The organism is Xanthomonas sp. F14, from assembly GCF_014199865.1.
The window spans coordinates 94,536-108,323 of the sequence record NZ_JACHOM010000002.1; the positions used below are offsets into that span (position 1 = coordinate 94,536).

The window sequence follows — 13,788 nt, forward strand, 5'->3', positions numbered from 1 at the left end:
ATGGCATCCATGCAGTGGATGCGCGCATGGGCGTCACCCGTTTTCGATCCACGGAGTGTGCCTTGATCATCGATGTCAAACCGCGTGTGGCGGATGTGTTCAGTCAGGTCTGGCGGACCCTGGCGGTATTGTTCGTGTGGGACGTGTTGATCACGATCATCTACTACGTGCTGCCGTTCCGCGCGCCCGCATTGCCGTTGACCATCTTCGGCTCGGCGCTGGCGTTGTTCCTGGGCTTTCGCGCCAACTCGACCTATCAACGCTGGTGGGAAGGGCGTGTGCTGTGGGGCCAGATGATCAATGCATCTCGCAATCTGGTCCGCCTGAGCGTCAGCATCCTGTCCGCGCCGGAAGCGGCAGCACTGGGCCGCACCATCGCGCTGCGCCAGATCGCCTACGTCAATGCGTTGCGCTGCCAATTGCGGCGGCTGCCGGTGGCGATGGCGCTGGAGCCGCGTCTGCATGCCGACGAAGTGGCCGCGGTGATCACGCGCACCAATGTCGCCAATGGCCTGCTCGACACCACCGGGCGCAGCGTCGAGCAGGCGCGTCGCGATGGCTGGATCGACAGCATTCAACAAGCCAGTGTCGAGCGCATCCTGGTGGATATCGCCAACGCGCAGGGCGGCATGGAACGGCTGAAGAATACGCCGTTGCCGTACCAATACCGCTTCTACCCGAACCTGTTCACGCGGCTGTTCTGCGTGTTGCTGCCGATCGGCCTGGTGGAGACGCTGCAATATGCGACGCCGGTGGGGTCGACGGTGGCAGGTCTGATGTTCCTGGCAGTACTCAAGATCGGCGACGAACTGGTCGACCCGTTCGCCAATGCCATTCACGACCTGCCGCTGGACAGCATGTGCCGGACGGTGGAAATCGACGCCTTGCAGGCGATCGGCGAACAGGCGCCCGAGCCGATGCAGCCGGTGGATGGCGTGTTGTGGTAAGCGCATCGCGCCTGCACCAATGCGGTTTGTGCGTATCCAGACGGCGTTGAGGCGCAGGCTCTCGGTCACCTCCAGAGCTGATTGAACGCTGCGGATGCGTCGGTTGTAGGGCGGTTGATCTGCGGCTTTGCTGCAGGGGGCCTTGCCGCCTACCGTCACGGGACACGCTGCAAATCCGTCCATGTAAGTTCTTGGGCGGACGCGGCATCCATGCCGCGTAAGGTCCCGCGAGCGGTGAGGCAACGCGCACTCGACCAACCAGGCTGTTGAGCTGAACATTCGGCCGCATCCACGCGACGCGAGCGCGTTGCCGCCATCGGTACAGCGTTCAAGAAGTTCTCCTGGCGGCTCCTGTCTACAGAAGTGCGCGTTCGCCGACCGCTGCTGCTGCCAGATTGATCAAGGACGCTGTCGTGACGGATCCGATGCAGCCGGATCGGACGCGGTGGTTTCCGTTTGTGGTGCAGCGCTGTCTTTGTCCTCTCGCTGCAGCGCATTTGCCGACGTGCTGTCGATCAATATCACTGGGACCTGCGAGCGCCGACGCTGTTCGACGCGATGCGGCAATGGGCCGAGTGCTTCACGTAATGCGCTTAGCGCCGGGTCGACTCCACGCAGCGGATACCACAGGCCGATCAGGCTGAAGTGGCGGCTGTAGCGCAGCGTCTGCGTGCTGCCCACCCACAACGGTTGCGCGCCGGGCTGCAGGCGTGCGGCCGCCGGCCACAGGCGCAACACATGCACATGGCCGGGCGCGGCGTGACGCACCATCAGCAGCGCTTCGACCTGCGTGTCCAGCGTGGCCGGCAGGATCGGCACCTCGTCCGGGCGGCCGCCGACATCCAGCAGATGCAGCGCCTGCTCCCAGCCGGCTTGTGGCTGCATGCGCCACCCGCGTGCTTCCAGCTGGCGCTGCAGCGGTGCCAGCGGGCCGGCCAGTTGCACGTCCAGCGGCCAGCGCTGGTCGTCGTCGAATTCGTTGCGGCGTGCCGGCAGCAGGCGCCACTGGCCATCCCACCAGTCGCTGGCGGGCAACTCCATCAGCAACGGTGGCGGCGGTTCGAACCTGGCCAACTTGGTGCCCAGGTTGCGCGGTGCGAACACGATCGCGCAGGTCAGGAACACGCCGTAGAAGATCCACGAGACCGGCTTGACCCAGAACGCACGGGTGGCACGACGGCGATAGGCGATGCCCAGCACCAGCAGCCAGAAGATGCCGAACAGCATGCCGCCGACCACGTCGCTGAGCCAGTGCGCGCCCAGATACAGGCGCGCGAAGCCGATCAGCGACACGATCGCGCCACTGACCAGGTACGGCCATACCCGGCGCCGGCCCGGCAGCTCGCGCGCGATCAGCAGCGCGAAGAAGCCAAAGCCGATCGTGGCCATGGTGACCGCCACCGACGGAAACCCGAAACCGCTGCTGGCCGCCGGCGGGCGCACCACCTGCACGGTGGCGCCCAGCAGTTGTGTCAACGCCAGGCCGAAGGCCAGTGCGATCACCCAATGCGCCACCGCCATCCAGCGGCGCCGCCAGGCCAGATAGCCCATTGCCGCCGCGATCGCCGGCAGCAGCACTTGCCAGTCGCCCAGCGAGGCCAGCGCCACCATCGGGTAGTCGGCCAGCGGGTTGCGCAGCGCCAGCATCAGATCGTGCACGGCCAGGTCCACGCGCAGCGGCTCACCGTGCGCCAGCACCACCATCAGCAACACGAACCAGCCCCAGCCCAGCAGCAACAGCATCAACGCCATCATCGCCAGCGGTACCGACTCGCGACGGCGCGGGTCGAACACGCTCACCGACCAGTTGCCCAGCACCGGATGCCGATGCGACCACTCCAGCAGGCGCGCCAGCAAGGCGTCCAGGTGGCCGGCCGACCAGCGGTACGAGTACAGCACCATCGCCCAGGCCAGGCCGATCACTGCGGCCAGCAAGGCGACCACCACGAACAGGCGGCCGGCGACTGCAGCCACCGCGTCGTAGGCAGTGCCCAGCACCCAGCCGGGCACCAGGAACAGCAGCGCCCACGAGATGCAGGCCAGGCCGCTGGCGATCAGATAGCGCTTGAACGGCATGTGCGACATGCCGGCGATGGCCGGCACGAACGGCCGCACCGCGCCCACGTAACGCGCGATCAGGATGCTCTTGAAGGCATTGCGCCGGAACAGTAGCTCGCCGCGCTCCAGCAGTTGCGGGTAGCGGCGAAACGGCCAGTAGGTGTGCAACTGGTGGCCCCAACGATGGCCGACCCAGAAACTGAGCGCATCGCCGATGAAGGCGCCCAGGGTGGCGCAGGCCACCGCATACGGCCCGTTGATCTGACCCAGCCCGATCAGCACACCGATGGCGAACAGCAACGGCAGCGCCGGCACGATGGCGCCGAGCACGATCACCGCATCGGAAAATGCGATGGCAAAGATCACCACGCCAGCCAGGGTGGGGTGGTGTCCGATCCACTCCAGCGTGGCGTCGATCCATGAATTCATCCCGCGATTATAGGTGGGCATGGCGATGAGGTGACTTGCGCCCTCGTCACATCGCCCGGTCCGCTTCACCTCAGGTTGCGGGCTGGCAACGCCGCACGCCGCAGTGACATGCAGGTAACGCACGCTGTGGCGATGCGGGCGCCCCGCCTACAATGGGGGATGAGTGACGATCCCGCCGGCAACCTGCCGCTGAAGTCCGATACCTTCGGGCGCATCCTGTTGATCCGCGACGCCGATCGCCTGTTCGTGCGGCGCGACCTGAGCGCGGCGCCATGGCTGCTGCGCGGGGTGGCCTGGTGGCTGGCGCGGCGCGAAGCCCTGGCGCTGCGCCAGCTCGATGGCCTGGCGCGGACACCGCGTCTGTTGCACTGGGACGGACGCCATCTGGACCGCAGCTATCTGGCCGGCGACGCGATGTACCAGCGCCCGCCGCGCGGCGATCTGGCCTACTTCCGCCGTGCGCGCAGGTTGTTGCAGCAGTTGCACCGCCGCGGGGTGGCGCACAACGATCTGGCCAAGGAAGCCAACTGGCTGGTGCAGGACGACGGCAGCCCGGCGGTGATCGATTTCCAGCTGGCGGTACGCGGCAATCCGCGCGCGCCCTGGATGCGTCTGCTTGCACGTGAAGACCTGCGGCACCTGCTCAAGCACAAGCGCATGTACTGCCCGGCCGCGATCACCCCGGTGGAACGTCGCGTGCTCAAGCGCACGTCCTGGGTCCGCAAGCTGTGGTTCGCCACCGGCAAGCCGGTCTACCGCTTCGTGACCCGCCGCGTGCTGCATTGGGAAGACAACGAGGGGCGGGGGCCGAGGCCCTGAGGGGCGGGGATTGGTTATTGGGGATTGGGGATTCGTAAGAGCGTATGGCTTGGGCCTGCGGGTTGGTCGATGCAAGTGGGGGAGGCGATACGCTTTTGCGAATCCCGAATCCCGAATCCCGAATCCCGAATCCCGAATCCCGAATCCCGCACCGTTCTTGCTCGGGTTGTAAGCTTTTGCGAATCCCCAATCCCCAATCCCCAATCCCCAATCCAATGACCCTAAACGGCAAAACCCTCTTCATCACCGGTGCCTCGCGCGGGATCGGCCTGGCGATTGCGTTGCGGGCGGCGCGGGATGGGGCCAATGTGGCGATCGCGGCCAAATCGGCAGTGGCCAATCCCAAGTTGCCCGGCACCATCCACAGCGCGGCCGCGGCGGTGACTGCGGCCGGTGGGCAGGCGCTGGCGCTCAAGTGCGATATCCGCGACGAAGCGCAGGTGCGTGCCGCGGTAGCCGCCACGGTCGATGCGTTTGGCGGCATCGATATCCTGGTCAACAACGCCAGTGCGATCTGGTTGCGTGGCGCGTTGGAGACGCCGATGAAGCGCTTCGACCTGATGCAGCAGGTCAACGCGCGCGGCAGTTTTCTGTGCGCGCAGGCGTGCCTGCCGCATCTGTTGCAGGCGCCCAATCCGCATATCCTCACGCTGGCGCCGCCACCGTCCTTGAACCCGGCGTGGTGGGGCGCGCATACCGGCTACACGCTGGCCAAGATGGGCATGAGCCTGGTGACGCTGGGGCTGGCAGCCGAGTTCGGCCCGCAAGGCGTGGCGATCAATGCGCTATGGCCGCGCACGGTGATCGCCACCGATGCGATCAACATGATCGATGGCGTGGACGCAGCCGCGTGTCGACGGCCGGAGATCATGGCCGACGCGGCACATGCGGTGCTGACGCGCGAGGCGGCCGGATTTCATGGCCAGTTCCTGATCGACGACCAGGTGCTGGCCGAGGCCGGCGTCACCGACCTGAGCGGCTACGCGGTCGACCCGTCGCGCGCGTTGTTGCCGGACCTGTTTCTCGACTGAGCGCGGCCAACGGCCCGCGCGCGCAGCCGGCCTGATACGGGTACGCCGTCAGCGGTGCATGCGGCCAGCGCGATCCGAAAAAATCGATGCGGCGGACCAGCGGCCGCGCCCCCGCGTGCCAGCCAGGCTGTCGGCGTCCGGGCGTGAGCACAGGGAGTTCACAGTCGTGTTTGCTATCGTGCGCGGCTGAAACCGTTTCCAACAAGGATGTACAGCGCGTGTCTTCGATGTTCCGTGTAGTCGTTTTGGCGGCGTCCGTGTCCGTCCTGGTGGCCGCTTGCGGCGGCAAGTCGCCGCCGCCTGCAACCGATGCCAAGACGAGTGAAAAACAGCCGGACTCCCTGCAGGGCGTGACCGCAAAGCTTGGCGCCTACATCGACTGCTTCAACCGCATCGATGCGAAGGTGCACGCCGGCGCCAGGCAATACACCGGCTGGATGCAGGACCCGTTCGCCGGCCCGACCGGTCGCGAATCCGGCATGACCGGCCCGTACGATATCGACGCCTACGACATGAAGCAGTGCGATGCGCCGGTCAGCGCGGCCGCTGCGGCGAACCCGTCGCTGCCTGCATTGGACAAGGCGGCGCGCGACTACCGCGCGGCATTGAAGGCGCTGCAGCCGATCAGTCACGCGGTAGCCGACTACTACACGCGTCAGGACTACGAAGACGACCAGTTCGCCAAGGGCAAGCAGCTGCACCCGGAGCTGATGAAGGTGCTGACCACCTATGCCGATGCCAGTACCGCCTTCAGCGCCGAACTGGACACGCAAAACGACGCGGCGCAACGCGAAAAACTCAAGATGCTGGAACAGGGCGAGGGCCGCACGCGCGAATACTATCGGCTGGCGATGATGCTCGACGCCAAGGAGATCGCCGATGCGCTGGAACAGGAGCAGTTCGACGTGCCACGGGTCAATACGCTGCTGGACGGCTTCAACCGTCTCTCCGACGAGGCGCATGCCAAGGTGGCCGATCAGGAGCCGGGCAGGCTGGACTGGAACAGCTTCGAGACCGCTGCGGAAACCTTCCGCAGACAAGCCAAGGCGCGGGTGAAACGCGTGGTCGAACGAACGCCCTATAGCAAGATGGAACAGGGCTGGCTGGACAACCCCTCGCTGGCGCCGGAGGGTTCGCCACGCAAGTTGCTCAACACGTACAACGCGCTGGTATTCGAAAGCAATCGTCAGTAATTGACGCGCTGCACCCGCCGCGCGCGTACCGAGGGTGCGCCGCGCCAGATGTCATTCGGCCGCACGCTGCGGCAGCCACCTCGTTCAACCCATCACTGGAACCCAAGATGACCCTTCGACTTCGTTATGCGCCGCTCACCGCGGCGATGGCTTTTGCCGCGCTGCTTGCCGGCTGCCAGAAAGACGCACCCGCCACCGCAGTGGAAGGCGCCGACAAGATCAATGCCTACATCACGTGCTTCAATGGCGTTGAGCAGCCGATCCACGAGAGCTACCAGCAATACATCGAGTGGATGCAGGACCCCGAGGCTGGCCCGACCGGCAAGGAAAGCGGCATCCATGCACCTGGCACGGTGCTGTCGCATCACGTGGACGAATGTGGCGCGCCGATGACCGCTGCGCTGGCGCAAACGCCCGCCAACCCCGAGCTCGATCCGGTGGCCAAGACCTATCAGGAACGGTTCACCGCACTCAACGAGCGTATCGGCGAAGCGGTGCGCTACTACGACCGCGAGGATTATCTGCGCGACGACGGCAAGGGCATGAAGGCGCTGCACGCGCCGTTGATGCAGGCCTATCACGCATTCTTCGAAGCCGGCGAAGCCATGAATGCCGCACTCGAACGTAACGAAGACATGCGTCGCCAGGCGCAGATCGATGCGATCGAAAAGGAAGAAGGTCGCAGCGCCTCCTGGTATCACCTGAAGATCATCGGCGAAGGCAAGCAGCTGGTGCAGGTGCTCGACAGCGACACGCCGGATCTTGCCGCAGCGCAGTCCCAGCTCGCGCGTTATCAAGGCATTCTGGAAGAGGCGCAGAAAGCCAAGATCGGCCAGGGCGATGCGATGTGGGGCCACATGGAACGCTCTGCCGACAAGCTGGCGCGCGAGTCGGGACGACTGGTCGAACGTATCCGCACCAAGACACCATTGAACAAGAGCGAGCAGATGCTGCTGGAAAGCGGTTCGATGCCGCCGGGCGGCACCCGCCAGGCCGTGCTGGCCAGCTACAACGATCTGATCGATATGAGCAACCGCATGTCGCATTGATGCTGTGCAGGCATTCCTGTCGCGTTGTGTAAGCGGATCGCGCACCGCTTTTACCGTGCACACCGATCATCTCGACAGGTCCTTGCCGGCCCATCGTCGCGGGACCTTACGCGGCATGGATGCCGCGTAAGAGCCTACAAGGACGTACTTGCGGCGTGTCCTGCGATGGTGGGCGGGCAAGGGCCCCGCAGCCAAGCAACAGATCATTCGTTCTACGATTGATCCATCAGCACTATCCAGGTCCATCGAAACACACCACATAAAGAAGTCGAGACCTGGAAGCGTGACCGTGTTTAGGCGCGATCAGCTGCTGAGATCGAAAGTTCGGCGAGTCGACGGCGCGATGCCTCCACTGCTTGCGGGACATGCCGTGAATCCGTGCCAGCAGGCTCCGTAGCGGCATCCTTGCCGCCAAGGGTTCCGAAATCGATAAGACCACCGCACATGTCAGCCTTGTTGCATGCCGATGGGAACCGCAAAGCCGGCTGCCCCCGCTTCTCGGCGGGCGCAGGCGTTGCGTCGCGTCGGCAGCACCGCGTCAGCCGTTGGAGATCTCCGGCAGCGGCTCGGCACACTGGCGGCAATAGCGTGCGTCGGGCGCGTGGCCTTCCAGCCCGCAACGTGGACAATTGCGCGCATCGCGCTTGCCGGTGTGGCCACCTTCGCGCAGCGTGCTGGCCAGCTCGGCGGTGTAGATGCCGGTGGGCACGGCGATGATGCTGTAGCCGATCAGGATCAGGGCCGAGGTGATGAAGCGGCCCAGCGTGGTCTGCGGCACCAGGTCGCCAAACCCCACCGTGGCCATGGTCACGATGGCCCAGTACATGCTGGTCGGGATGCTGGTGAACCCATGTTGGGGGCCTTCGATCACATACATCGTGGCGCCGGCGATCACGGTGATGGTGAGCACGCTGAACAGGAACACCAGCACCTTGCGCCGGCTGCGCCACAGCGCGTCCACCAGTTGCCCGCTTTCTTCAATGTAGCGGGTGAGCTTGAGGATGCGGAACAGGCGCAGGATGCGCAGCACACGCACCACCAGCAGCGTCTGCGCACCGGGCACGAAGAACGACAGATAGCTGGGCAGGATCGAGAGCAGATCGATCACGCCCCACACGCTCAATGCGTAATGCAGCGGGCGCCGCACCACCGCCAGGCGTAACGCGTATTCGACGGTGAACAGGACCGTGAACGCCCATTCCAGCGGCACCAGCCGGTGCGCCGAATGCGAATGGATGCGCGGCACGCTGTCGATCATGATCACCACCACGCTGGTGAGGATCGCCACCACCAGCATCAGGTCGAAATTGCGCGATGGGCGGGTGTCGTGCCGGTAGATGATGTCGAACCATTGCCGGCGCCAGCCGTGGTCGGTGGCGGGAGTGAGCTGGGGATCGGAGAAGGGGCGCATCCGCGCATTGTGCCGCAGGCCGGCGAATGCGCGAGAATGCGCGTTCTCCCTCCGCTTCTGTGACCCACCATCATGAGCACCGCTGCCGATTCGCCCCTGTCCCTCGCGCATTACTACCTGCCGGTGTATCGCCCGCGCCAGGTGGTGCTGGAGCGTGGCCAGGGCAGTCGCGTGTGGGACGACCAGGGCCGCGCGTATGTGGATCTGTCCGCCGGTATTGCGGTCAGCGGGCTGGGCCACAACGATCCGGACCTGATGGCCGCGCTGACCGAGCAGGCCGGCAAGCTGTGGCACACCAGCAATGTGTTCTTCAGTGCGCCGCCGCTGAAGCTGGCCGAAGAGCTGGTCACCGCCTCGCGCTTCGCGCACAAGGTGTTCCTGTGCAATTCGGGTACCGAGGCCAACGAAGCGGCGATCAAGCTGGTGCGCAAGTGGGCCAGCAGTCAGGGCCGCCCGGCCGACAAGCGCGTGATCGTGACCTTCCGCGGCAGCTTCCATGGGCGCACCCTGGCGGCGGTCACCGCAACCGCGCAGCCCAAGTATCAGGAAGGCTACGAGCCGCTGCCCGGCGGGTTTCGCTATGTGGACTTCAACGATGTCGCCGCGCTGGAAGCGGCTATGGCCGCGGGCGATGTGGCCGCGGTGATGGTCGAGCCGATCCAGGGCGAGGGCGGGGTGATGCCGGCGGCGCCGGGTTTCCTGAGCCGCGTGCGTGCGCTATGCGACCAGCACGATGCACTGCTGGTGCTGGACGAGATCCAGTGCGGCATGGGCCGGACCGGCACGCTGTTCGCGCATTGGCAGGAGCAGGTGACGCCGGACATCGTGACGCTGGCCAAGGCGTTGGGTGGCGGTTTCCCGATCGGCGCGATGCTGGCCGGCCCCAAGGTGGCCGAAACCATGCAGTTCGGCGCGCACGGCACCACCTTCGGCGGCAACCCGCTGGCTGCAGCGGTGGCGCGCGTGGCGCTGCGCAAGCTGGCCTCGCCGCAGATCGCCGAGAACGTAGCGCGTCAGTCGGCGGCGCTGCGCGCCGGCCTGGAGGTGCTCAACACCGAGTTCGGCCTGTTCGCCCAGATCCGCGGGCGTGGCCTGATGCTGGGCGCGGTGCTGGCGCCGGCGCATGCCGGGCAGGCCGGCGCGATCCTGGATTTTGCCGCCAAGCATGGCCTGCTGTTGCTGCAGGCCGGGCCGGATGTGTTGCGCTTCGTGCCGGCACTGAATCTGACCGATGCCGAGCTGGCCGATGGGTTGGAACGCCTGCACCTGGCCATTGCCGAGTACGTGGCGCAGAAGTGATGGAGTCCTGCGCGTTCTGCACCGTCGTGGTGGGTGCCGCGACGGTAAGCGCGGTGGGGTAAGCGGCGCGGGTCGTTGCGTTTCTTGATTGGCGCTAAGTCACCCGGCGGGAGAGGGGCTCGCTTTTGCGTTCGTCATTAACCCGAAACGAACTCAAAGCGCCAACGCTGTACCTGACCGTGGACGCCGACGCGTTCAACGCTGCGAGCAGCGTCTTGCGTAATCCTTGAGGGTGATCAGTGCTTCGCGATGCTCAACGATTCCCGATTCCCGATTCCCGATTCCCGATTCCCCAATCCCCAATCCCCAATCCCCAATCCCCAATCCCCAATCCCCAATCCCGGCTCTTCACCCCAGCCCATACCGTTTCAACACCCGCCGCAACGCCCGCGCATCGCGCACCGTGTCCGCATGCAGACCGGCGGCACGCGCGCCGCGGACGTTGACGAATAGATCGTCGACAAACAACGTGCGCGCAGCACTCGCATCCAGTTGTGCAAGCGCGCGCTGATACACCTGCACATCGGGCTTGCGGCCGCCGAGCGCGCCGCTGCACAGCACGCGGCCCTGCAATAGCGGAAACAGCGGCGGCACGATCCGCTCAATCGCTTCCGCCATCAATGGCCCGTTGTTGGTGAGCACCGCCACCGCGGTGGTTGTCGCCACCGCCAGCACCTGCGTCAGCACTGCCGGGTCGGCGCGGCATGCCGCCACGCGTGCGGCGATCCAGGTGGCGCGATCGATCGCGCAGCCAAGGCCGTCGCTGAGCTGGGCCAGATAGGCGGGCGTGTCGATCACCCCGGCGTCGTAGGCGCGCTCCAGGCCCTGCTCGAACAACACCTTTTGCACATGTTGCGGCGTGCACGCCGCCGCATTGGCAAGCGCCGCCACACGGCGCGGCCGCGAGTAGCTGGCCAGCACGCCGTCGAAATCGAGCAGTAACAGGGACGGTGCTGCAGGCGGCATGGGTGCACTCGGAATGTGGCGGGGCAGCGTTGTCGATTCGCCACGGGATGGCAAGCGTGCAAGACCTGGTATGTCCGGATCCACGCAGGTGGGTAGGGATGGTACCCATTCAGATCGTTGAATTCGGCAGCAACCTACCCACCCGCGCCGCCCCTACCCTCCGCGCGGCGCTTGCGGTGGAACTGTGCTGGGTATGGTCGATGCATGCCGCATCCGCGGTGTCAGCCGGTCTTGGGGAGCGGGCCCGGTCACTCAGCACGTCACACCATCCAGGGGGTCGATTGCATGCGCAAGCGCTTGAACACCGATCAACTGGCGGCGTCGGTCGCCGCCATTCTCACCACTGCCACGCGTGGTCGCACGCTGGCTTCGATGACCTTGGTGCTGGCTGGCGCGCACAGCCTGCCCGTCCTGGCACAGGAAGCGCGCACGCTGGACGCGGTCAGCGTGGTCGGTACCGGCTCCACGCGCACCACGGCTTCCATCTCCGTTGCCGAGATCCAGGCTCAGGTGCCCGGCGTGGCACCACAGCAGTTACTGGCGAGCCTGCCCGGCGTGAATGTGCAGACCACCGATCCGTTCGGGCTGTACGAATTCGGCGACTCGATGACCATCCGCGGCTTTTCCGCCAACCAGATCGGCGTGACCCTGGACGGCATCCCGATCGAAACCTTCGACACCCGCGAAGGCGGCCCGATCACCCGCTACGTGTCCAGCGAGAACCTGCTCGACGTCACCGTGTCGGCCGGCTCCGGCGATGTCACCCAGCCGTCGTACCACGCACTCGGCGGTGCGATCCGCTACACCAGCCTGCCCCCAAAGGGCGGCGACAGCTGGAGCGGCAATCTCACCCAGACCATCGGCTCGGACGATCTGGTACGCAGCTTCGTGCGGCTGGATACGCCGGACTGGTGGGAAGGCGGCCCCAGCGCCTATCTGTCTGCCTCGCGCACGCAGGGCGGGGTGTGGGACATGGAACCGGCCACGCAGAAGAGCGATCACTTCGAAGCCAAGATCCGCCAGGCCTGGGACGTGGGCCACCTGACCCTGGGCTGGATCTACAACAACCGCAAGGACTACGACGTGCAGTCGTATAACTCCGACGGCTCGGTGGCGTGGGATCTGCACGAACGCATCACCGGCAATCCGGAAGTGGATGCCGAGCATTACAGCGAATGGCAGAACGGCCGCCGCGACTCGCTGCTCAGCCTGCACGGCGATTTCCTGTTCAACGATGCGATCGGTTTCACCTTCACCGGCTACTACGAGAACAAGCATGGTTACGGCGTCGGCGGCACGCCGCCGAGCACGGCCACTGGCCTGTACAACGATGCCATCGCCGGTACGCCAGGGCGCACCGACATCGCCATCAACGACCCGCAGATCGTCGATGCCAACGGCAATGTCACCCGCGTCGGTGCGATGACGCGGCGCGAGGAAATCATGGGCGGCGATCGCTACGGCGTGACCACCGCGGTGTCGTGGGAGACCGAGCACAACAAGCTCGAAGTCGGTGCGTGGTACGAGAACTACGATTTCGACCAGGTGCGCCCGCTGTACAACCTGGACCCGGCCACCGGCGCACTGCTCAAGGGCTCGCTGCCGATCGTCATCTACTACGACAACCACTTCTCCACCGAGGTGAAGCAGCTCTACATCAAGGACACGCTGCGTTTGCTCGATGACCGGCTCACCATGGAGTTCGGCGCCAAGGGGCTGGATGTCAAACGCGACTACAACGGCATCGCCAATCTCGATGACTTCAATGTCGGCGTGCGCCGCGATGTCACCATCAAGAACAGCGACTGGTTCCAGCCGCAGGTCGGCGCCAGCTTCCAGCTTGCCGACGGCGTGCAGGTATTCGCCAACTACGCGGAGAACTTCAGCTCGGCGCCGCGGCTGGCGTTGACCTCGGGCGCATTCAATCCGGATATCGCACCGGAGGAATCGACCAATATCGATATCGGCATCCGCGCCGAATCCAGCCAGTGGAGCGGCTACGTCGCTGCCTACAAGATCGATTACGAGAACCGCATCATCGCGCTGACCGACCCGGACCCATTGGTGGTCGCACCCACGATCTACGCCAACGTCGGCGACGTGCAGACCTATGGTGCGGAAGTGTCCGGCATGTGGAAGCCGGCACCGGGCTGGCGGCTGGGAGCGTCGCTGACCTGGAACAAATCCGAGTTCCAGGACAACTATTTCGGCCCGGTCAGCGGCAACCTGGTGCAGGTGGAAGGCAACGAAGTGCCGGACTCGCCCAAGGTGATGTTCAGCCTCAACGGCGGTTGGGAGGGCGAGCATTTCTTCGCCAACCTCGACACCAAATACACCGGCAAGCGCTACGGCGACACGCTCAATACCGACCAGGTGGATGCCACCTTCATCGTCAACGGCAGCCTCGGCTACCAGGGCGAGGATGCCGGGTTCCTGGCCGGTGGGCGGCTGCAGTTGTCGGTCTACAACCTGTTCGACAAGGACGATGCGATCGGTGCGGTGTTCCCGAACGAAAGTTCCGGCTCGTACCAGTTGATCGCACCGCGCCAGCTGTTCGCCAGTCTGTCCTACAAGTTCTGAGGCGGT

At 65.4% G+C, this 13,788-nt stretch carries 10 protein-coding genes; 7 read left to right on the forward strand and 3 right to left on the reverse strand.

Annotated elements, in window-relative coordinates:
• Positions 1 to 62 precede the first annotated feature (62 nt).
• Positions 63 to 947, forward strand: a complete 885-nt coding sequence (locus GGR73_RS08950) for a bestrophin family protein (protein ID WP_024938088.1) — start codon at positions 63 to 65, stop codon at positions 945 to 947.
• Positions 948 to 1,346: 399 nt separating this feature from the next.
• On the opposite strand, the gene GGR73_RS08955 is transcribed toward GGR73_RS08950, so the two are convergent.
• On the reverse strand, positions 1,347 to 3,434 hold the full coding sequence (locus GGR73_RS08955; protein ID WP_184456599.1) for a bifunctional DedA family/phosphatase PAP2 family protein: 2,088 nt from the start codon (positions 3,432 to 3,434) through the stop codon (positions 1,347 to 1,349).
• Between the two features lie 159 nt (positions 3,435 to 3,593).
• Between GGR73_RS08955 and GGR73_RS08960 the strand changes: the two genes are divergently transcribed.
• From GGR73_RS08960 to GGR73_RS08975, 4 genes are all read left to right on the forward strand, one after another.
• Positions 3,594 to 4,253, forward strand: coding sequence for a serine/threonine-protein kinase (locus GGR73_RS08960; protein WP_154832598.1), 660 nt, complete (start codon positions 3,594 to 3,596; stop codon positions 4,251 to 4,253).
• Positions 4,254 to 4,468: 215 nt separating this feature from the next.
• The gene (locus GGR73_RS08965; protein WP_065048197.1) at positions 4,469 to 5,284 is read left to right on the forward strand and encodes an SDR family oxidoreductase; all 816 of its coding nucleotides are present in this window, start codon (positions 4,469 to 4,471) and stop codon (positions 5,282 to 5,284) included.
• 218 nt (positions 5,285 to 5,502) lie between these two features.
• The gene (locus GGR73_RS08970; protein ID WP_456362942.1) at positions 5,503 to 6,477 is read left to right on the forward strand and encodes a YiiG family protein; all 975 of its coding nucleotides are present in this window, start codon (positions 5,503 to 5,505) and stop codon (positions 6,475 to 6,477) included.
• A gap of 107 nt (positions 6,478 to 6,584) precedes the next feature.
• Positions 6,585 to 7,526 (forward strand): YiiG family protein, encoded by a 942-nt coding sequence (locus GGR73_RS08975; protein ID WP_184456601.1) that lies wholly within the window; start codon positions 6,585 to 6,587, stop codon positions 7,524 to 7,526.
• Positions 7,527 to 8,064: 538 nt separating this feature from the next.
• Here GGR73_RS08975 and GGR73_RS08980 read toward each other — a convergent pair.
• Complete coding sequence (locus GGR73_RS08980; RefSeq protein ID WP_184456603.1) at positions 8,065 to 8,937, reverse strand: ion transporter; 873 nt, start codon at positions 8,935 to 8,937, stop codon at positions 8,065 to 8,067.
• A 72-nt stretch (positions 8,938 to 9,009) separates the two neighbouring features.
• Here GGR73_RS08980 and GGR73_RS08985 point away from each other — a divergent pair, with 72 nt between their 5' ends.
• The gene (locus GGR73_RS08985; RefSeq protein WP_184456605.1) at positions 9,010 to 10,236 is read left to right on the forward strand and encodes an acetylornithine transaminase; all 1,227 of its coding nucleotides are present in this window, start codon (positions 9,010 to 9,012) and stop codon (positions 10,234 to 10,236) included.
• A 348-nt stretch (positions 10,237 to 10,584) separates the two neighbouring features.
• Here GGR73_RS08985 and GGR73_RS08990 read toward each other — a convergent pair whose 3' ends face one another.
• On the reverse strand, positions 10,585 to 11,202 hold the full coding sequence (locus GGR73_RS08990) for an HAD-IA family hydrolase (protein ID WP_184456607.1): 618 nt from the start codon (positions 11,200 to 11,202) through the stop codon (positions 10,585 to 10,587).
• Positions 11,203 to 11,499: 297 nt separating this feature from the next.
• On the opposite strand from GGR73_RS08990, the gene GGR73_RS08995 reads away from it, so the two are divergent.
• Positions 11,500 to 13,782, forward strand: coding sequence for a TonB-dependent receptor (locus GGR73_RS08995; RefSeq protein WP_180968642.1), 2,283 nt, complete (start codon positions 11,500 to 11,502; stop codon positions 13,780 to 13,782).
• Positions 13,783 to 13,788 lie beyond the last annotated feature (6 nt).

Coding starts and splice junctions, on each gene's coding strand:
- GGR73_RS08955 (WP_184456599.1), bottom strand. CDS start 3,434: ATGAATTCATGGATCGACGCCACGCTGGAGTGGATCGGACACCACCCC.
- GGR73_RS08960 (WP_154832598.1), top strand. CDS start 3,594: ATGAGTGACGATCCCGCCGGCAACCTGCCGCTGAAGTCCGATACCTTC.
- GGR73_RS08965 (WP_065048197.1), top strand. CDS start 4,469: ATGACCCTAAACGGCAAAACCCTCTTCATCACCGGTGCCTCGCGCGGG.
- GGR73_RS08975 (WP_184456601.1), top strand. CDS start 6,585: ATGACCCTTCGACTTCGTTATGCGCCGCTCACCGCGGCGATGGCTTTT.
- GGR73_RS08980 (WP_184456603.1), bottom strand. CDS start 8,937: ATGCGCCCCTTCTCCGATCCCCAGCTCACTCCCGCCACCGACCACGGC.
- GGR73_RS08985 (WP_184456605.1), top strand. CDS start 9,010: ATGAGCACCGCTGCCGATTCGCCCCTGTCCCTCGCGCATTACTACCTG.
- GGR73_RS08990 (WP_184456607.1), bottom strand. CDS start 11,202: ATGCCGCCTGCAGCACCGTCCCTGTTACTGCTCGATTTCGACGGCGTG.